Here is a 19,464-nt window from a genome sequence, read left to right as displayed (position 1 = left end):
GTCCGAGTACAAGGTCGTGCCGACCTACAAGGGCAACTATACCGAAACCATGACCGCCGCCGTGGCCGCGTTCCGCGCCAAGGAGCATCCGCATCTGGTTCAGGTGTTCGAGGTCGGCACCGCCACCATGATGGCCGCCAAAGGCGCGATCTATCCGGTCGAGCAGCTGATGTCCGACGCGGGCGAGCCGTTTGACAAGTCCGACTACCTGCCAGCCGTGATCTCGTATTACCAGACTTCCGAAGGCGAGCTTTTGTCGATGCCCTTCAACAGCTCGACCCCGGTTCTGTGGTACAATGCCGACGCGCTCAAGGCCGCCGGTGTCGAGGTGCCGAAAACCTGGGACGACATGAAGACCGCCGCAAAGGCGCTGGTCGACAGCGGCATGGACTGCGGCTTCTCCTTTGGCTGGCAGTCCTGGGTCATGATCGAGAACTATTCGGCCTGGCACAACATCGCCATGGGGACCAAGGAAAACGGGTTTGCCGGGTTCGATACCGAACTCAGCTTCAACAATGACGAGGTGACCGCGCGCCTCGACGATATCGCCGCGATGAGCGAGGGCAACCTGTTCAAATATGGCGGACGCCGGGGCGACAGCCTGCCGATGTTCACCAATGGCGAATGCGGCATGTGGATGAACTCTTCGGCCTATTACGGCTCGATCAAGGGGCAGGCGCAGTTCGAATTCGGTCAGACCATGCTGCCGCTGGACTCCGCCGTCGCGGATGCGCCGCAGAACTCGATCATCGGTGGCGCGACGCTCTGGGCGCTGGCCGGGCACGAGGCCGAGGAATACAAGGGGCTTGCCAAGTTCATGACCTATCTGTCCTCGCCCGAGGTGCAGGCCTGGTGGCATCAGGAGACCGGCTATGTTCCGATCACCACCGCTGCCTATGAACTGTCCAAGGAACAGGGCTTCTATGACAGCAACCCGGGCACCGACACCGCGATCCAGCAGCTGAGCCTGAACACCCCCACCGCCAATTCGCGCGGTATCCGGTTCGGCAACTTCGTCCAGATCCGCGACGTGATCAACGAAGAGCTCGAGGCGCTCTGGGCCGGCGACAAGACGGCGGCCCAGGCACTGGCGGCGGCAACCGAACGCGGCAACGCCCTGCTGCGCAAGTTCGAACGTTCGGCCAACTGATCTGAACCAACAAGACCCGGCATCCGGCGGCATCTGCCCGCCGGATGCCCCGCCGTTTCCGGCCCCGAGGCAACGAGAACCCGATGCTCAAACGTGTCCATTTTCCCAGCTCTCTGCTGCCATACCTGCTGGTGGCGCCGCAGATCCTGATCACGCTGGTCTTTTTCATCTGGCCCGCCAGCCAGGCGGTCTATCAGTCGTTCCTGATCGAAGACGCATTCGGCCTGTCGACCGAATTCGTCTGGTTCGAGAACTTCGAGCTGCTGATCGAGGATGCGCAGTATCTGCAAAGCTTTGGCCGCACGATCCTGTTCTCGGCCGCGGTCGCCGTTCTTTCGATGGGCAGCGCGCTGATACTCGCCGGTTTCGCCGACCGGGTGGTGCGCGGCGCAACCACTTATCGCACCCTGATGATCTGGCCCTACGCGGTGGCACCGGTACTGGCGGGGGCGCTTTGGGTGTTCATGTTCAACCCGACGCTGGGCATCTTTCCCTTCCTGCTCGACATGGTCGGGATCGACTGGAACCATTATCTGAACGGCACCCAGGCGATGACGCTGGTGATCTTTGCCGCCGCGTGGAAGCAGATCGCCTATAACTTCCTGTTCTATCTGGCCGCCATGCAGTCGATCCCGCGCTCGCTGATCGAGGCGGCGGCGATTGACGGGGCCGGGCCGGTGCGCCGCTTTGTCGATCACATCTTTCCGCTGATCTCGCCCACCACCTTCTTCCTGCTGGTGATCAACGCGGTCTACGCCTTCTTTGACACCTTCGGCATCATCCATGCGGTGACCCAGGGCGGGCCGGCCAATTCGACAACGATCCTGGTCTACAAGGTGTATAACGACGGCTTTGTCGGCCTCGATCTGGGCGGTTCGGCGGCACAATCGGTGATCCTGATGATCCTGGTCATTGCCATGACCGTGGTCCAGTTCCGCTTTATCGAACGCAAGGTGGAATACTGATGGTCGAAAATCGCCCCATCCTGAATGTCATCACCCATCTGGTTCTGATCCTTGGCATCGTCATCGTCGCGCTGCCGATCTGGATCACCTTTGTCGCCGCCACCCATGACGCGGTGCGCATGACACAGGCGCCGATCCCGATGCTGCCGGGCACCCATTTCTGGGAGAATTTCACTCAGACCCTGTTTGGCTCTGGCCTGAGCGGGACCGAGACCGCACCGGTCTGGCGGATGCTGCTCAACAGCCTGGCCATGGCGATGATGATCGCCTTGGGCAAGATCGCGATCTCGCTGATTTCGGCCTTTGCCATCGTCTATTTCAAGTTTCCCTTCCGCATGTTCTTTTTCTGGCTGATCTTCGTCACCCTGATGCTGCCGGTCGAGGTGCGCATCCTGCCCACGTTCGAAGTGGTGGCCGATCTGGGCATGCTCAACAGCTATTGGGGCCTGTCGATCCCGCTGATTGCCTCGGCCACGGCAACGTTCATGTTCCGCCAGGTGTTTCTGACCATCCCCGACGAGATGCTGGAAAGCGCGCGCATCGACGGGGCCGGGCCGCTGCGCTTTTTCTGGGATATCCTGATCCCGCTGTCGCGCACCAATATCGCGGCGCTGTTCGTGATCCTCTTCATCTATGGCTGGAACCAGTATCTGTGGCCGCTGCTGATTACCACTGACACCGACATGACCACCATCGTGATGAGCATCAAGCAAATGCTTGAGGCGGCGGAACAGTCCCCGCAATGGAACATCATCATGATGACCGCGCTGCTGGCGATGCTGCCGCCGGTCTTCGTGGTGGTCGCAATGCAAAAGCTCTTTGTTCAGGGCCTGACAGAGACCGACAAATAGGCACAAGACCATGGCATCCATCACTCTCGACAATCTCGTAAAGGCCTATGGCGACACCGAGGTCCTGCATCATGTGGCGGGCCAGATCGAAGATGGCGAATTCATCGTCATCGTCGGTCCGTCGGGCTGTGGCAAGTCAACTCTGTTGCGCATGGTGGCCGGGCTCGAGACCGTCACCGCCGGCCAGATCAGCATCGGTGATCGCGTGGTCAACCAGCTGGAGCCCGCCGACCGCGATATCGCCATGGTGTTCCAGAACTATGCGCTCTACCCGCATATGTCGGTGCGCGAGAACATGGCCTATGGCCTCAAGATCCGGAAGATATCCAAGGACGAGATCGCCCGCCGGGTCGAAGAGGCCGCCGATATCCTGGAACTACGCCCCTATCTGGACCGCAAGCCGCGGCAGCTGTCGGGCGGCCAGCGTCAGCGCGTCGCCATGGGCCGCGCCATCGTGCGCAACCCGCAGGTCTTCCTGTTCGACGAGCCGCTGTCCAACCTCGACGCCAAGCTGCGCGTGCAGATGCGGCTCGAGATCCGCAAGCTGCAACAGCGGCTCGGTGTCACGTCGATCTACGTCACCCATGACCAGGTCGAGGCGATGACGCTGGGTGACCGGCTGATGGTTCTGAACGGCGGCTACGTGGAACAGTTCGGCACTCCGATCGAGCTCTATGACCGGCCCGCCACCACCTTTGTCGCGGGCTTCATCGGCAGCCCCGCGATGAACTTCCTGCCCGCCACCGCCGCCGAGGGTTCGGTGACCCTCGCCAACGGCGCCCGGATCGCCGGGTCCGGAACGGCCCATGGGACGGTCACGCTGGGGTTGCGCCCCGAACACCTGCTGCCTGACGAGGGCGGGCCGGTGCGGGTGCGGGTCGAACTGGTCGAACAGTTGGGCGCGAACTCGCTGCTGCATGGACAGCTCGAAGGCACCGATACCGAGATGGTGGTCAGCATGCCCGGGCATATGTCGGCGGCAGCGGATGCGGTGATGGCTTTCACCCCGACGGCGGACAGCCTGCACCTCTTCGACCCCGAAACTGGCAAACGGATCGCGGAATGAACGGGTTTTCCCAACTTGAGGGGCTGCGCGGCCATCCGAGCGTCGTGCGCGTCATCGGCCATCGCGGCGCGCGTGGGGTGATGCCGGAAAACACACTCGAAGGCTTTGCCTTTACGCTCGCCGCCGGGGTGCGGGCACTGGAATTCGACGTGGTGATGACAGCCGACGGCGTGCCGGTGGTGACCCATAATCACCATCTTGCAAATGCGATGACCCGGGATGGTCAGGGCCACTGGCTGACCGGCGCGGAACGCCAGGTCGCCGAGATGACCTACGCCGAGATCAGGGCACTGGATGTCGGCGGGCTCGACGGGCGAACCGTCTATGGCCGGCGCTTTCCGGATCAGGCCTTTCTGACCGGCATTCATGTACCCCGGTTGGGCGAACTGCTCGACCTTTGCGCAGGCTATGGTGACCAGGCACCCTACCTGCTGCTGGAGCTGAAGTCGGATCCCGCCCTGATGCATGACCACGCGGCGCGCGCCGAGATGGTGGCGGCGGTTCTGGCCGATGTCCGACGTTACCGCATGGAACCACGCACCGTGATGCACAGCTTCGACTGGGCGCTGCTGGGCGAGTGCCGTCGGCAGGCGCCGGATCTGCCAACCTCATACCTGTCGCAATTGCCCGAAAACGCGGACGATCCCGGCGAGGATTCGGCCAAGCCGGTGGGACCGGATTATGACCGGATGACCGAAAGCCTGCCGCAAGCGGTCGCGTCGGCTGGCGGACAGCTGTGGTGCCCCTATTTTCTGGATGTGACACCCGAGCTTGTGGCCGAGGCACATGACCTGGGCCTGATCGTGCTGACCTGGACGGTCAATGAACCCGAAGATATCAGGCGAATGGCCACAACCGGTGTCGATGGGATCGTGACCGATTACCCGGGACGAACCCAACGGATTCTGATCGACATGGGCCTGTCCTGGACCTGACGGAATTCTGCAAGAATTCCGTCTTGGAAAATTCTTGAATTTTCCAGGCCGTTTTCCGATCCGGAAAACGGCGCGAGAAAACCCCGACCCCGTCATTCGACGGGGCCGGGTGATGCAGATCAGATGTCGAACTTCACCCCCTGGGCCAACGGCAGTTCGGCGGAGTAGTTCACCGTGTTGGTCTGCCGGCGCATATAGGCTTTCCACGCGTCCGAGCCGCTTTCGCGACCACCGCCGGTTTCCTTCTCGCCGCCAAACGCCCCACCGATCTCGGCCCCCGAAGGGCCGATATTGACGTTGGCTATCCCGCAATCCGAGCCGGACGCCGACAGGAACTGTTCGGCCTCGCGCATGTTCAGCGTGAACACACAAGAGCTGAGGCCCTGCGGCACGTCGTTCTGGATATGAACCGCCTCTTCGAAACTGTCATAGCCCATCACGTAGAGGATCGGCGCAAAGGTCTCGGTCTTCACCGTGGCACTCTGCGCGGGCATCTCGACAATCGCGGGCTGCATGTAAACGCCACCCGCCGGCACGCCCTCGCTTACGCGGGCGCCACCAAAGACCATGCCGCCCTCGGCCTTGGCCGATTTCAGCGCGTCGGTCATGGCGTTGCCCGAGGCCTCGTCCACCAGCGGCCCGATCAGCGTACCCTCGGCCAGCGGATTCCCGATGGGCAGACCGGCATAGGCCTTCTTCAGGCGCGCGACCAACTCGTCCTTGATCGAGTTATGGGCGATCAGACGGCGCAGCGTGGTGCAGCGCTGCCCGGCCGTTCCCACCGCCGAAAACACGATGGCGCGAACCGCCATTTCCAGATCGGCCGAGGGGCCGACGATCATGGCGTTGTTGCCGCCCAGCTCCAGGATGCATTTGCCGAACCGTGCCGCCACGATCGGCGCCACAGCGCGCCCCATGCGGGTAGAGCCGGTGGCAGAAATGATCGGCACATCCTCGCTCTCGACCAGTGTGCGGCCCAGATCGGCCCCGCCGATCAGGGTCTGCAACAGCCCGTCCGGTGCGTCTCCAAACCGGGCCAGCGCGCGCTCAAAGATCTTCTGACAGGCCAATGCGGTAAGCGGCGTCTTTTCCGACGGTTTCCAGATCACCGGATCGCCGCAGACAATCGCCAGTGCTGCGTTCCAGGACCAGACCGCCACGGGAAAGTTGAAGGCCGAGATCACGCCGACCGGCCCGGCCGGATGCCAGGTTTCCATCATCCGGTGTCCCGGACGCTCGGATGCGATGGTCAGGCCGTAAAGCTGCCGCGACAGGCCGACGGCGAAATCGCAGATGTCGATCATCTCCTGTACTTCGCCCAGCCCTTCCGAGGTGATCTTGCCCGCCTCCCAGCTGACCAGCGCGCCCAGCGCCTCTTTCGAGGCGCGCAGCTCTTCGCCCAGCAGGCGGATCAACTCGCCCCGGCGCGGTGCAGGCACGCTGCGCCAGATCTTGAAGGCCGATTTGGCACGATCCAGCACGGCAGCCATTTCGGACAACGGCGTTTCGTGCACTTCGCCCAGCACCCGGCCATCAATCGGAGAGGTGACGCGGATGCTGCCCCCGGTCAGGTCGGCGGCGCCCAGGCCCAGTTGCTGCATCACGGTTTCAGCGGTCATGACGATATCTTTCATGTCTCAAGCGGCCTTGTTTTGGGCGGTCAGATCGCCCGCCCGATAAAGGCGGCCGAATTCGGTTTCGAGGAAATCGGCGAACTTGACCTGCTCTTGCCGGACGAACCCCTTGGCGGGCAGCGTTCCGGCACGCATCAGGTCGACCACGCCCAGCACACCGGCGGCGGTGGTGACCTGGATCGCGCTCCAGACCTGGCCGTCGATGACGCGGGAATAGGACTTGTTGATCAGGCTCTTTTCACGCAGCTGGCCACCGATCCGCCCTTTGGCGGTGCAATAGACCAGCACCACGTCCTGATCGGTGCGCGGCAGCGCAGTTTCGAAAATGTCCTTGAGCAGGTCGCGGCGACGCTCCAGCCCCAGATCGTTCAGCAGCAGGCGCAGGATATCGCGGTGCCCCGGATAGCGGATCGAGCGGTACGAGACCGAGCGCGCCTTGCCATCCAGCGTCTCGGGCAGCGTGCCCAACCCGCCCGAGGTGTTGAAGCATTCGTATTCAACCCCGTCATGGCCGAGGATCTCGTAATCCTCCAGCGGCGCGGTCTTGACCCGCTCTCCATTCACGATGGCGTCGCAGGGGTTGCAATACTCGTTGATCAGCCCGTCGGTGGACCAGGTCAGGTTGTATTTCAGCGCATTGGTCGGATAGAGCGGCAGCGCCCCCACCCGCATATGCAGGCTGTCGATCTCGTCGAACTCAGCCGCCAGCGCCGCCCCTGCGATACCGACAAAGCCCGGTGCCAAACCGCATTGCGGCATGAAGGCGGTCTGGCTGTCTTCGGCCAGTGCGCGCACCGCATTTGTGGCGGCCACATCCTCGGTCAGGTCAAAATAGTGGGCGCCCGCGGCCTTGGCCGCCTTGGCGATGATCGGAGTCAGAAAGAAGGGCGCGGCCGAAATCACCGCATCGAACCCGCCCAGCGCCTTGGCCAACCCGGCTTCGTCCTTGGCATCCACCTGCTTGGTGGCAACACCCATCCGGTTCAGCACCGCCAGCGCGGCCAGATCGTGATCGGCCACGGTGACCGAGTAGTTGGATGAAGTCTTGAGCAAAGCGGCGATCATCTGACCGATCTTCCCGGCCCCGACGACACAAATGTTCCAGCGCATGGCACGTCTCCTTGATACTGATCTCAGGATGGCGTGGCGGCTGTTCGATCTGTAGGGAGCAGAGTGTCGAAACGACTCGGATATCCGCTATTGTGACGGCATTCTTGTCATTATGTCAGGTTCGGTCGATCCGGCGCCCGAACACCACAAATGTATTGGTGCGCAGGATGCCGGGAATAGCCCCAACTTCGTCGACCAGAATATCCAGATCCTCGATCCGGGGCGCCTCGGCCGACAGCAGCAGGTCGTATTCGCCGTTGATCGACAGGCAGAGCTTGATCTCGGGATAGGCTTCGAGCCGCTTGACGATGCGCGTGGTCTCTTTCTGCTGCACTTCCAGCAGCACGACGACCTGAACCTTGCTCTCATCCTGCGGCTCGCGCAGCACCACGGAATAGCCCGCGATCACGCCGCGCGACTCCATCCGGGTGATGCGTTCATGCACGGTGGTGCGGGCCACGCCCAGGCGCGCGGCGATCTTGGTGGTCGACTCGCGCGCATTGTGTTGCAGCGCCGCGACGATCTGACGGTCAAGCTGATCCATCCCACTTCCTTGCCCCGCCCGATGGGGCGGCGCAAGGATTATCGCGTGTGGCCTACAGTTCCAGAATGGTGCTGCCGGTGGTCTGGCGCGCCTCAAGCGCGCGATGGGCATCGGCCACTTGATCGAGCGGGAAACGCTGGTCGATGCGAATCTTGACCTCACCCCCGGTCACCTTGCCAAACAGCCGCCGCGCCATCGCCTGACAGGCGGCATGATCGGAAATATGGGTGAACAGGGTCGGGCGGGTGAGTTTCAGACTGCCCTTTTGCCCGAGCATGCCGATATTGACCGGCGGCACCGGCCCCGAGGCATTGCCGAAGGAAATCATCATGCCCAGCGGTTTCAGGCAGTCGAGCGAGCCTTCGAACGTGTCTGCCCCGATCGAATCCATCACCACGTCGACGCCCTTGCCATCTGTCAGCTCGCGCACCCGATCAGTGAAATTCTCGGTCCGGTAATTGATGACATGGGTGGCGCCATGCGCCTTGGCCAGCGCGCATTTCTCGTCGCTGCCGGCGGTGCCGATCAGCGTGATCCCCTCGGCTTTGGCCCATTGGCAGGCGATCAGGCCAACCCCGCCCGCCGCCGCATGGAACAGCACGGTATCGCCCCGTGACAAAGGCGTGGTGCGATGGAACAGGTAATCGACCGTCAACCCCTTGAGCATCATCGCGGCCGCCTGATCAAAGGAGATCTCGTCAGGCAGCGGGCAGACCTGTGCTGCGGGCATGACGCGCGCTTGGGCATAGGCACCCGGAGGGGTGGCGGCATAAGCGGCCCGGTCGCCCGGTTTCAGATGGGTGACCCCCTCGCCCACCGCCTCGACGATGCCGGCCGCCTCCATCCCCAGCGCGTGAGGCAGCGCCAGGGGATAGAGCCCGGTCCGCTGATAGACGTCGATGAAGTTCAGCCCGCAGGCCTGATGCCGGATGCGCAGCTCTCCAGGCCCCGGCTCGCCCACCGGCAGATCGCGCAGTTGCAGCACTTCGGGGCCGCCAAACCCCTCGATCACCACGGTTCTTGCAGTCTCGCTCATCTGGGTCCTCCCTCGTTTGGGATAACCCTAGCAGGCGCGCCCGCCGGGACAAGCCGGGCGGGCGGGTTTTCCGACCGACTCAGCCGACCTTGAGAACGATCTTGCCGATATGGCCCGAGCTTTCCATCCGTGCATGGGCGGCAGCGGCGTCGCCCAGATCGAACTCGCTGTCCATCACCGGTGCGATCCGCCCCGCGTCGAGCAGCGGCCAGACCGCCTCGCGCAGGTCGCGCGCGATATCGGCCTTGGCCAGGTCGCTTTGCGGGCGCAGGGTGCTGCCGGTCAGGGTCAGCCGCTTGACCATCATCAGGGCAAAGTTCAGCTCGACCACGGGGCCTTGCAGGAACGCGATCTGCACCAACCGCCCGTCTTCGGCCAGCGCCTTGACGTTACGCGGGATGTAATCGCCGCCCACCATGTCGAGGATCAGGTCGGCGCCACCCTCGGACCGCATCACCTTGACGAAATCCTCGTCCCGATAGTTGATCGCCCGCTCGGCGCCCAGGTCAAGGCAGGCGCGGCATTTGTCATCCGATCCGGCCGTGGCAAAGACCCGTGCGCCAAAGGCATGCGCCAGCTGGATCGCGGTGGTGCCGATCCCGCTGGACCCGCCATGCACCAGAAACCGCTCGCCCGCCTTGAGCCCGCCACGGGTAAACACATTGGACCAGACGGTGAAGAAGGTCTCGGGCAGGCAGGCCGCCTCGCGCAGGGCCATGCCTTGTGGCACCGGCAGGCAATGGGCGGCGGGCGTGACCACATAGTCGGCATAGCCACCGCCGGGCAGCAGCGCGCAGACCTTGTCGCCCACGGCGACATCTTCGGCACCGGGACCCACGGCGACCACCTCGCCCGAACATTCCAGCCCGGGCAGGTCGCTGGCGCCGGGTGGCGGATCATAGGCCCCGGCCCGCTGCAATGCATCGGGCCGGTTCACGCCGGCATAGGCGACCTTGATCAACACCTGGCCATGGCCCGGTTCGGGCCGCGGGCGCTGGGTCAGCTGCAAGACCTCGGGTCCGCCGGGCCTGCTGATTTCAACCGCGCGCATCTGCTGGGACATGGAACCTCCTGTAAGTGTGTTTTTGCAATTGTGGCTCTGGGGCGCTCATCAAGCCCTTGCGGGCTTTCTTCGCGCGTCAGCCCAGCGAGCCGGGCAGATCGCCCTTATCCCGGGGCGCCCGCATCTGGGCGAACAGCCAGTTGGGGCCCGCCAGCAAAGGTTTCAGCAGCGGGTTCTTCTGCACATCCGCCTTGAACTTCTCGAACTGCATCACGTTGTCGATGCGCCGATCTAGGAATTCCCAGGTCGCCTCGTGCCCGGGGGTCTCGTCCCCCAGCCAATAGAGCACGGTTGCCGAATAGACCGCCGACAGCGTCGCCCGCTTGGTGTACCAGTTCACGTCCTCCGAGCTATCGCCCAGCGCAGACCAGATCACGTCGCAGGTCTGCCAGATCGCTTTTGCCCCCTCGCCCGCATGAGCCGGCAGGGCAAACAGCGTCACCCCACGGCGCACCGCCTCCTTGTCCTCGACCGCTTCCAGCCGGAACCGCACCGCCGCGGCGATTCGGTCGCGAAAGCGCAGCTCCGACAGCTCGGCGGCAGCCAGCCGCTCCACCATCGCCGCGTCGCCGCGCGCATGATAGGTCAGCGCCAGATCGACCGCCCCGCGCGGACAGATGGCGCGGGCGAAATCCATGTCCAGACCAGTCTCGGCAGCCGCGGCACGAAAGGTCTCCTCGGTCCAGCCATCGAAGGCGACATGGGTCAGCGCCGCATCCAGCAGGTGATTTCGGGCCTCTTCATAGGTCGGGGACATGGGCGATCTCCTTGTTCTGATCCCTATCTAGACAACTTGGTCCCGCTTTGCTATACGGCGGGCTCCTGCAAATCCTTGCAACTCAACTTAGAAAGGTGGTGAAAACCACATGCAGGTTAGTGTTCGCGACAACAACGTCGATCAGGCGCTTCGTGCCCTGAAGAAGAAGCTGCAGCGCGAAGGCGTTTTCCGTGAAATGAAGCTGAAGCAACATTTCGAGAAACCGTCCGAGAAAAAAGCGCGCGAGAAAGCTGAAGCGATCCGCCGTGCCCGCAAGCTGGCACGCAAGAAAGCACAGCGCGAAGGCATGCTCTAAGGCATTCGCTCTCGTCCGGCTTTGGATGACACTATTTGACGACCCCCGCGGCCCGGCCCCGGGGGTTTGTCGTTTCTAGGGGGAGGATCTCTGGCCCGGCCTATCTCTGCCGCATGACACCCAGACCGCGGCGGCGGACGATTCGGCGGCCGCGCATGGTCTCGCGGAACAGGATCAACAGGCCCGAGCCGACGATCAGCGTCAGCCCGATCCAGGTGGACATCACCGGCAGCACCCCGAACACCAGATAACCCCATAGCACCGCCCAGGGCAGATAGGTGTATTCGAACGGAGTCACCACGCTGGCCTCGGCCATGCGATAGGCCTGGCTGAGCGCGAAGAAGCCGATGCCCGAGGTCACCCCCAGCGCCGCCAGCGCCAGCCAGTCCATCGGCGCGGGCGCGATCCAGTCGCGATAGAGAAACGCAAGACTCGGGTGCGGCGAGGCGGTTTCGAGCCCCGAGAACACCAGTCCCAGCACAGTGCCTCCGACGATGTAGACCAGCAAGGTCACCAGCGTCATGGTGCCGCCATTGGTGCGGTTGCCCAGTCGCCGCGTGGCGATGATCGAGATCGCGTAGAACAGCGCCGCCGCCAGTGCCAGCAGCGCCGCCGGTTCGAACACCGACGCGCCCGGCTGGACGATCACCAGCACCCCGGCCATGCCGAGAAACACCGCCAGCCAGCGCCAGAGGCCGATCTTCTCGCCCAGAAATACCGCCGCCAGCAGGGTGACGAAAATCGGGGTGGAGAAGGTGATGGCGGCGGTTTCGGCCAGCCCGATGGCGGCCAGCGCCATGTAATAGACCAGATAGGACGAGAAGGCCGCCACCGCACGTGTCAACTGCAATGGCCACGAGCCGATCTTCCACGGCCAGAGCGAGCCTTCGTATAGCGCCATCGCAGCAGCGATCGGAAGGGCGAAGACCGAGCGCCAGAACACGATCTGATGCACCGCGAATTCGCTGCTCAGGCTTTTGATGATCACATCCTGAATCGGAAAGATGGTGGTCGCGAGCAGCAGGAACAGGATGCCGGTCAGCGTGGTCGCGCCCTCGGGCTGATCCGCCCCGGCGGAGAGATTCGGATCGGCAGCGGTCATCGTATCTTTCCCTTGGCGCCTCTCCATTTCGCCCCGGATCGAATCGCCGGTCTTGTCGGGGGGCGACAGAGGGGTCGCGAACCGGCCCGGCGCGGTCACCAACGACCGGTTTTCTGCCAAAAGTCGGGTTGGCCGCGCGCGGCGCTCCGCCGGAGGCTGAAACGGGGGGTTGGCCGTGCGCCTTCCCGCCCAGTGCCCCGGCCTCATCCGGCAAGGCGGCGCCGCGAATCCCCCCTTGGCGCGCCCCCGTCTATGCCGGCGTCCCGTCCTGCGCCAAGACGTGGCCACTCGACACAGCAACAGGACTTTTGACCATGTCACAGGCAAGTACTCTCGAAAGAGAAATGCTGGAGCTTATCAATAACGAGCGGACCTCGCGGGGGCTGAACCCGGTCACGCTCGAACTCAAGCTCAACGATGCCTCCGAGGATCACAGCAAGTGGATGCTGGAACGCGATGTGTTCTCGCATACCGGCGTCAATGGCAGTTCGCCGGGAGACCGGATCGAAAAGACCGGGTTCAAGTTCGAGGGCAACTCGATCTGGGCCGAGAACATCGCCTGGCAAAGCGAGCGCGGCGCGCCCGGCCTGTCGGACGATGTGAAGAACCTGCATGAATCGCTGATGAACAGCCCAGGTCACAGGGCCAATATCCTCAATCCCGATGTGACCCTGGTGGGGATCGGCATCGAGCGCGGTAATTTCGAAGGCTATGACGCCGTGATGGTGACCCAGAACTTTGCCCGCACCGCCGCCGAGGTGGAACTGGATACCGGTGCGCCGACGCCCGAACCCGAGCCGAAGCCTGAACCCGAGCCGAAGCCTGAACCCGAGCCGAAACCCGAACCAGAGCCGAAGCCCGAACCCGAGCCGAAGCCCGAACCCGAGCCGAAGCCCGAACCCGAGCCGAAGCCCGAACCCGAGCCGAAGCCCGAACCCGAGCCGAAACCCGAACCCGAGCCGAAGCCCGAACCCGAACCGAAGCCCGAACCCGAGCCGAAGCCCGAACCCGAGCCGAAGCCCGAACCCGAGCCGAAACCCGAACCCGAGCCGAAACCCGAACCCGAGCCGAAGCCCGAACCCGAGCCGAAACCCGAACCCGAGCCGAAACCCGAACCAGAGCCGGAAAATGCCTGCGAAGGCAGCGACGGATCTGATCTGATCTTTACGGACGATACCGGTGGCGCGGCACATGGCAAAGGTGGCAACGACATCATGATTGGTGGCCGTGGCATGGACATCTTCTGGGGCGACGGTGGTCAGGACATCCTGATCGGCGGCCGTGGCATGGACAAGCTTTCGGGCGGTGACGGCGACGACGTGCTGCTTGGCGGCCGCGGCAAGGATATGCTCGACGGTGGCGCCGGAAACGACCTCCTCATCGGTGGTCGGGGCAAGGATGCGCTTGATGGCGGCGAGGGCGACGACCACATGCTGGGCGGCGCCGGGGCGGACACGTTCCACTTCTCGACCGGCAAGGATGTCGTCTTTGACTTCGGCGTACGCGGCCAGGCCGACCTTGTCGATCTCGGCAAGGCCGATGGCATCGCCGATTTCGATGATCTCAAGGCCAACCACCTTAGTGAGGTGGACGGCGACGCGGTGATCACCGACGCGGCGGGCAACAGCCTGACCCTGCTCGGCGTCCAGATGGACATGCTGGACGCGCAGGACTTCCTGTTCTGATCAACCCTCCCGCGGTGCCGGTTCCCAGCGAACCGGCACCGTGATCGGACCTCGGAAGGCCCAGCCGCCGAACCGGGCCTCGCCGTCCAGCGCGAGGCCCGGTAATCGTTCGAAAAGAAGCGGCAACGCCACCTCTCCGATCAGCGCCCTTGACGCCCAGGCCCCCGCGCAGAAATGCGGCCCGGCGCCAAAGGAGATCGCCGGTGCGATATCCTGATCCAGATCGAAGCGGTCCGGATTGGCAAAGACGCTTTCATCGCGATTGCCCGATCCGAACATCAAAAACACCCGGTCCTCGGGCTCCAGCGTCACGCCCTGCACCGTGGCACGCTGCGCCACCCGGCGCGGCGACATGCCGATGGGCGAGATCCAGCGGGCATATTCCTCGAACGCGCGCAGCCAGGGCACCGCGCCCGATTGCAGCCGCGCCAGCGCATCCGGGTGACTGAGCACCGCCCAGGCGGTGCCGGCGATGGCATCGCGCGGCTCGTTCTGGCCGCCGGAAATGGCCAGCTTGATATTAGCGCGGGTCTGCGCGTCGCTGAGCCCCGCGCGGCGCTGGACCGAGAGCAGCGAATGGTCGGGTCTGGCATCCAGCACCGGGATCATCGCGTCGATATGGGCGTCGATCGAGGCGGTGCAATCATGGCAGCGCGCCTCGACTAGGGGATCGCCCGCGTAATTGGCGCAGCCGTCGATCATGCCCTGGCTCACCCGATCCATCTCGGCGGCGGTCATGTTGGTCAGCCCGGTGATCGCCTTGAGTGCCTCGGCCGAAACCGGCATGGCATAATCGCGCACCAGGTCGCAGGCGCCGCGCGGCGCCAGATCGTCCAGCACCCGCTGGGCAGCGGCTCGGAACTGCGCGACCCAAACCTGTTTCACCGTTTTGGGCGAGACGGTGGGAAAGATCGCCTTGCGCTCGGCCATATGCGCATCCCCATCCTTGCGCATCATGTTCTGGCCCATCAGCACCGTCATCAGCCCCTGCGGCTGGTCCGAGGAGAAGATCTCGATCCGTTTCTCCTGCGCAAAGATTTCGTCGCGCCGGGTGATCAGCGTCGCGCCCAGCTGCGGTACATAGGCGATGGGCGCCTCGGCCCGCATCCGTTTCAGATCGGGATAAGGATCGGCCCAGAAGGCCGCCAGATCAATCTCGTAGACGGGTGCATCCGACATGGCGCGACTCCCTGTTGTCATGTCAACACAGTGGGTATTCTGTGGAGTGCGTGTTGTCATGTCAACAAGCTGTCGCTAGGATTGCCGGGCATCAGGATCACGCACCCCATGACCGACGACCTTTCCGACGACCTGTTCCTTGTCCACCCCGATGGAACGCCGAATGGCCCCGCCGCCGCAACGCTCAGCTTTACCCGCTCGCCCACGGTTCTGCTCACCTTTGCGGGCAACCGCTTCACCCGGGCGGCGGCACGGCACTATCAGACAGAATTCGGGATCGGCGCGATGGACTGGCGCATGCTGGTGATGCTGACGCGCGAGCCGGGCAGTTCGGTCTCGCATGCCGCGCGCACCATCGGTATCGACAAGGCGGCCGTCAGCCGGTCGCTGCACCGCCTGGATGCGCTGGGCCTTGCCAGGGCTGAAGATGGCAACGAACGGCGACGTCACTGGACCCTGACCAAGGCCGGGCGTCAGATGCACGCCCGCATTCTCGACAGCGCGCTTGACCGGCAACGCCGCCTGCTCGACGGTTTCACGCCAGAAGAGGTCGACGCCTTTACCACCTATCTGCGCCGCATCCTGATCAATATCGAGACCCTCGGCGCAACCGATCCCTGACCGCTCGCGCCCGCCCCTTCATTTCGTCCGAGATACTCCGGGGGGAGCGAAAGAGGCCCTGGGGGCAGCGCCCGCTTGCCGGCTCAATAGACCTTGGGAACGTAAAGTTCGTCGGGCAGCACCTGGCGTTCATAGTCAGGGTTGTAGCGGCGGTCGGGCAGCGTGACCTTCTCGTGCGGGATGTCCTCATAAGGGATCTTGGACAACAGATGCTCGATGCAGTTCAGCCGCTCACGCTTCTTGTCATTGCCCTCGACGATATACCAAGGCGCCTCGGGGATGTTGGTGCGCGAGAACATCTGTTCCTTGGCCTTGGTATATTGCTCCCAGCGGATCCGGCTTTCCAGGTCCATCGGCGACAGTTTCCACTGTTTCATCGGATCGTGCACCCGCATCAGGAATCGCAGCTGCTGCTCTTCGTCGGTGATCGAGAACCAGTATTTCAGCAGGATGATCCCCGAGCGTACCAGCATGCGCTCGAATTCGGGAACGTCCTGGAAAAACTGTTCGACCTGATCCTCGGTGGCAAAACCCATCACCCGTTCGACCCCGGCGCGGTTGTACCAGGACCGGTCGAACAGCACCATTTCGCCCCCCGAGGGCAGATAGGGAACGTAGCGCTGGAAGTACCACTGGCTCTGTTCACGCCGGGACGGCGCAGGCAGTGCCACCACCCGCGCGATCCGCGGATTCAGCCGCTGGGTGATCCGTTTGATCACCCCGCCCTTGCCGGCGGCATCGCGGCCTTCCATGATGATCAGCACCTTGGAATTGGTGTGCTGCACCCAGTCCTGCAACTTGATCAGCTCGGCCTGGAGCCGCAGCAGGTTGCGGAAATAGACCTGGCGGTCGAGCAGATCGGGGCGCTGATCCTTGTAGATCCGGCGGATTTCCATCGACAGCATCGGTTCGCTGAATTCGATCTCGAAATCCTCATCCAGCGAATCCTCCAATTCGGCCTCGAGCCAATCCAAGCTGGGGTCGTCGGATTCATGGGTCAAAATACGCTCCTCTCGATACGGTTGATCTGTCTGCCCCTAACGGGCCTGTGTGACCGTTGCATGTCACGGACAAATGGTAATTTCATTGCGGGAAATCAAAAATCGGGCCACCGCTCGTGCAAGTATGCCCCTCGTGTTTGCGGATGCAAGGGCGCCGAAAGGGTCAGACCGGCAGGGCCGTTGTCTTGAACACGGTCCGGAGCGCGAACGAGCTTTGCATCTGGGCCACCCCGGGCAGGCGGGACAGGTGCTGGCGGTGGATGCGGGCGAAATCCTCGGTGTTTTCGGCCACCACTTTGAGAATGTAATCCGCCGTTCCGGCCATCAGGTGGCATTCCAGCACATCGGGAATGCGCGCCACCGCCTTTTCAAACGCGTCCAGCACCTCGTCGGCCTGACCCTGCAGGGTGATCTCGACAAAAACCGTTGTCGGCAGGCCCATCTTGCGGGCGTCCAGCAGGGCCACGTAATTGCGGATATAACCTTCGGCCTCGAGCCGCTGGACCCGCCGGTGACAGGCCGATGGCGACAGGTTGGCCTTGTCGGACAGTTCCGCATTGGACATCCGGCCCTTTGCCTGAAGGGCGGTGAGAATCTTGCGATCCGTCGCGTCGAGGCTCATCGGCGCACATCCTTTGCAACATTTGGCTCAAGCTTCGAAGAATATCCTGAAAACTCTCCAAAAGGCGAGTGGAGTTTCACAGAAATTGCTTCCCGTATCTGCCACATATTTGGGCAGATTGCGAACGGAGGACGCAGAAATGAAAATCGGATGCCCCAAGGAAATCAAACCTCAGGAGTTCCGTGTCGGCATGACCCCGAATGCAGCGCGCGAGGCCGTCTCGCACGGGCATGAGGTCATCATCGAAACCAATGCCGGCGCCGGTGCCGGATTTGACAACGCCGACTATGTCGACGCGGGCGCCCGGATCGTGGACACCGCCGCAGAGGTGTTTGCCACCGCCGACATGATCGTCAAGGTCAAGGAACCGCAGGCCATCGAGCGCAAGATGCTGCGCGAGGGCCAGCTGCTGTTCACCTATCTGCACCTGGCACCCGATCCGGACCAGACCCATGACCTGCTGGCTTCGGGCGCGACCTGCATCGCGTATGAGACCGTGACCGACCGCAATGGCGGCCTGCCGCTGCTGGCACCGATGTCCGAGGTTGCCGGGCGTCTGGCACCGCAGGTTGGCGCCTGGACCCTGCAAAAGGCCAATGGCGGTCGCGGCGTGCTGATGGGCGGCGTTCCCGGTGTGGGCCCGGCCAAGGTTCTGGTCATCGGCGGCGGTGTCGTCGGCACCCACGCGGCCAAGATCGCCGCTGGCATGGGCGCCGATGTGACCGTGCTCGACCGCTCGATCCCGCGCCTGCGTTACCTCGACGACGTCTTTGGCGGCACCTTCAAGAACAGCTATGCCAGCGCCGGCAACACGATCGAACTGGCCCGTCAGGCCGACATGATCATCGGCGCCGTGCTGATCCCGGGCGCTGCTGCGCCCAAGCTGATCAGCCGCGCACAGCTGAGCGAGCTGAAGCCGGGCGCGGCGCTGGTTGACGTTGCGATCGACCAGGGCGGCTGTTTCGAGACCTCGAAGGCGACCACCCACCAGGACCCGATCTACGAGGTCGACGGCATCATGCATTACTGCGTGGCCAACATGCCGGGCGCGGTTGCGCGCACCTCGACCATCGCGCTGGGCAACGCCACCATGCCGTTCATGCTGGCGCTGGCCGACAAGGGCTGGAAACAGGCCTGCGCCGATGACGTGCACCTGCTGAACGGCCTGAACGTGCATGCCGGCAAGCTGACCTATGCCGCCGTCGGCGAAGCGCTGGGCCTGGATGTGGTCTCGGCCAGCCAGCTGGTTCAATAAGAGGGCACTGCCTCCCCGATCCTGATGGATTTCACGCCCCGTCGGCCCCGGCCGGCGGGGTTTTCCGTTCGGGGTGACACCCTTGATCAGAACATGCCCATCGCCAGCCCGGCGCCCAGCGCCTGGCCCAGGTCGCGGCATTGACCAAGCTCGGCTTCGGGTATGTGTTTGGGGGCCTGAATCGCCTCGGGCGTCTGCGCGTGGGTGCACAGGATCAGCGGCGGCTGCACCTCTTTCAGGCGCCAGCCGGTGGCGATGCGCGCCAGTTGCCGGGCGGCGTTCTGCCCGTCCGATCCGGCGCAGATCATCTGCGCATAGGCGCGCCCCTCGATCCGGCCCAGAACGGGGTAGTAGCAGCGGTCAAGGAATTCCTTCATCGCGCCCGAGATCGCCGCCAGATTTTCCGGGCAGCAGAACACGTAACCACTGGCGCGCAGCAGGTCCTCAGGGCCTGCTGCCTCAGCTGTCAGCAGCGTTGTGGCGATCTCGCTCTGCGCGCCCGCGGCGCAGGCCTCGGCCATCTGACGGCTGCCTCCGGTGCGCGAGTGATAGACGATCAACAGCTCTGCCAT

At 63.7% G+C, this 19,464-nt stretch carries 20 protein-coding genes (1 of these 20 cut by a window edge); 9 read left to right on the top strand and 11 right to left on the bottom strand.

The features are described from left to right. From ugpB to SPO_RS01205, 5 genes are all read left to right on the top strand, one after another. Nucleotides 1–1,150, top strand: partial view of a sn-glycerol-3-phosphate ABC transporter substrate-binding protein UgpB gene (gene ugpB, locus SPO_RS01225; protein ID WP_044028921.1) — the 3' portion only. 152 nt of this gene lie to the left of the window's left edge; only the last 1,150 of its 1,302 coding nucleotides appear in the window; its start codon lies off the left edge, out of view; the stop codon is at nucleotides 1,148–1,150. A gap of 83 nt (nucleotides 1,151–1,233) precedes the next feature. Continuing rightward, complete coding sequence (gene ugpA, locus SPO_RS01220) at nucleotides 1,234–2,115, top strand: sn-glycerol-3-phosphate ABC transporter permease UgpA (protein ID WP_044027790.1); 882 nt, start codon at nucleotides 1,234–1,236, stop codon at nucleotides 2,113–2,115. Continuing rightward, entirely contained in the window at nucleotides 2,115–2,966 is an 852-nt protein-coding gene (gene ugpE, locus SPO_RS01215; RefSeq protein WP_011046005.1) for a sn-glycerol-3-phosphate ABC transporter permease UgpE, read from the top strand. Before ugpA ends, ugpE begins: the two co-directional genes overlap by 1 nt. Nucleotides 2,967–2,976: 10 nt before the next feature. Beyond that, nucleotides 2,977–4,032 (top strand): sn-glycerol-3-phosphate import ATP-binding protein UgpC, encoded by a 1,056-nt coding sequence (locus tag SPO_RS01210; protein WP_011046004.1) that lies wholly within the window; start codon nucleotides 2,977–2,979, stop codon nucleotides 4,030–4,032. After that, on the top strand, nucleotides 4,029–4,967 hold the full coding sequence (locus SPO_RS01205; protein ID WP_011046003.1) for a glycerophosphodiester phosphodiesterase: 939 nt from the start codon (nucleotides 4,029–4,031) through the stop codon (nucleotides 4,965–4,967). The genes SPO_RS01210 and SPO_RS01205 overlap by 4 nt, the downstream gene beginning before the upstream one ends. A 119-nt stretch (nucleotides 4,968–5,086) precedes the next feature. Here SPO_RS01205 and SPO_RS01200 read toward each other — a convergent pair whose 3' ends face one another. From SPO_RS01200 to SPO_RS01175, 6 genes are all read right to left on the bottom strand, one after another. Beyond that, nucleotides 5,087–6,601 (bottom strand): L-piperidine-6-carboxylate dehydrogenase, encoded by a 1,515-nt coding sequence (locus SPO_RS01200; RefSeq protein WP_011046002.1) that lies wholly within the window; start codon nucleotides 6,599–6,601, stop codon nucleotides 5,087–5,089. 3 nt (nucleotides 6,602–6,604) lie between these two features. Further along, the gene (locus SPO_RS01195) at nucleotides 6,605–7,711 is read right to left on the bottom strand and encodes a saccharopine dehydrogenase family protein (RefSeq protein ID WP_011046001.1); all 1,107 of its coding nucleotides are present in this window, start codon (nucleotides 7,709–7,711) and stop codon (nucleotides 6,605–6,607) included. Between the two features lie 115 nt (nucleotides 7,712–7,826). Further along, nucleotides 7,827–8,255, bottom strand: coding sequence for an Lrp/AsnC family transcriptional regulator (locus SPO_RS01190; RefSeq protein ID WP_011046000.1), 429 nt, complete (start codon nucleotides 8,253–8,255; stop codon nucleotides 7,827–7,829). Between the two features lie 52 nt (nucleotides 8,256–8,307). After that, nucleotides 8,308–9,291, bottom strand: a complete 984-nt coding sequence (locus tag SPO_RS01185) for a quinone oxidoreductase family protein (RefSeq protein WP_011045999.1) — start codon at nucleotides 9,289–9,291, stop codon at nucleotides 8,308–8,310. Nucleotides 9,292–9,370: 79 nt separating this feature from the next. Then, nucleotides 9,371–10,354 carry an NAD(P)H-quinone oxidoreductase gene (locus tag SPO_RS01180; RefSeq protein WP_011045998.1) on the bottom strand — a complete coding sequence of 328 codons (984 nt, stop codon included), beginning with the start codon at nucleotides 10,352–10,354 and terminating at the stop codon, nucleotides 9,371–9,373. A 76-nt stretch (nucleotides 10,355–10,430) separates the two neighbouring features. After that, nucleotides 10,431–11,111, bottom strand: a complete 681-nt coding sequence (locus tag SPO_RS01175; protein ID WP_011045997.1) for a COQ9 family protein — start codon at nucleotides 11,109–11,111, stop codon at nucleotides 10,431–10,433. Between the two features lie 109 nt (nucleotides 11,112–11,220). Between SPO_RS01175 and rpsU the strand changes: the two genes are divergently transcribed. After that, nucleotides 11,221–11,427: a 30S ribosomal protein S21 gene (rpsU, locus tag SPO_RS01170; RefSeq protein ID WP_008207378.1), complete on the top strand. Its 207-nt coding sequence runs from the start codon at nucleotides 11,221–11,223 to the stop codon at nucleotides 11,425–11,427. Nucleotides 11,428–11,527: 100 nt separating this feature from the next. On the opposite strand, the gene SPO_RS01165 is transcribed toward rpsU, so the two are convergent. After that, nucleotides 11,528–12,529, bottom strand: coding sequence for a DMT family transporter (locus SPO_RS01165; protein ID WP_158454152.1), 1,002 nt, complete (start codon nucleotides 12,527–12,529; stop codon nucleotides 11,528–11,530). A 344-nt stretch (nucleotides 12,530–12,873) separates the two neighbouring features. On the opposite strand from SPO_RS01165, the gene SPO_RS23250 reads away from it, so the two are divergent. Continuing rightward, entirely contained in the window at nucleotides 12,874–14,214 is a 1,341-nt protein-coding gene (locus SPO_RS23250) for a CAP domain-containing protein (protein WP_268957418.1), read from the top strand. On the opposite strand, the gene SPO_RS01150 is transcribed toward SPO_RS23250, so the two are convergent. Then, entirely contained in the window at nucleotides 14,215–15,393 is a 1,179-nt protein-coding gene (locus tag SPO_RS01150) for a cytochrome P450 (protein WP_044027789.1), read from the bottom strand. 108 nt (nucleotides 15,394–15,501) lie between these two features. Here SPO_RS01150 and SPO_RS01145 point away from each other — a divergent pair, with 108 nt between their 5' ends. Continuing rightward, nucleotides 15,502–16,014, top strand: coding sequence for a MarR family winged helix-turn-helix transcriptional regulator (locus SPO_RS01145; RefSeq protein ID WP_011045993.1), 513 nt, complete (start codon nucleotides 15,502–15,504; stop codon nucleotides 16,012–16,014). 83 nt (nucleotides 16,015–16,097) lie between these two features. On the opposite strand, the gene ppk2 is transcribed toward SPO_RS01145, so the two are convergent. Together ppk2 and SPO_RS01135 are read right to left on the bottom strand one after the other, a co-directional pair. Then, a complete protein-coding gene (gene ppk2 / locus SPO_RS01140) occupies nucleotides 16,098–17,015 on the bottom strand; it encodes a polyphosphate kinase 2 (RefSeq protein ID WP_011045992.1) in 918 nt (305 codons plus the stop codon). A gap of 163 nt (nucleotides 17,016–17,178) precedes the next feature. Continuing rightward, nucleotides 17,179–17,637 (bottom strand): Lrp/AsnC family transcriptional regulator, encoded by a 459-nt coding sequence (locus SPO_RS01135; RefSeq protein WP_011045991.1) that lies wholly within the window; start codon nucleotides 17,635–17,637, stop codon nucleotides 17,179–17,181. A 139-nt stretch (nucleotides 17,638–17,776) separates the two neighbouring features. Between SPO_RS01135 and ald the strand changes: the two genes are divergently transcribed. After that, nucleotides 17,777–18,892, top strand: a complete 1,116-nt coding sequence (gene ald / locus SPO_RS01130; RefSeq protein WP_011045990.1) for an alanine dehydrogenase — start codon at nucleotides 17,777–17,779, stop codon at nucleotides 18,890–18,892. 86 nt (nucleotides 18,893–18,978) lie between these two features. Here the strand turns inward: ald and SPO_RS01125 are convergent, their stop codons facing one another. After that, nucleotides 18,979–19,464: a flavodoxin family protein gene (locus SPO_RS01125; RefSeq protein ID WP_011045989.1), complete on the bottom strand. Its 486-nt coding sequence runs from the start codon at nucleotides 19,462–19,464 to the stop codon at nucleotides 18,979–18,981.

Source organism: Ruegeria pomeroyi DSS-3, assembly GCF_000011965.2.
Lineage (GTDB): Bacteria > Pseudomonadota > Alphaproteobacteria > Rhodobacterales > Rhodobacteraceae > Ruegeria_B > Ruegeria_B pomeroyi.
This window is presented reverse-complemented; position numbering and strand designations above follow the sequence as displayed.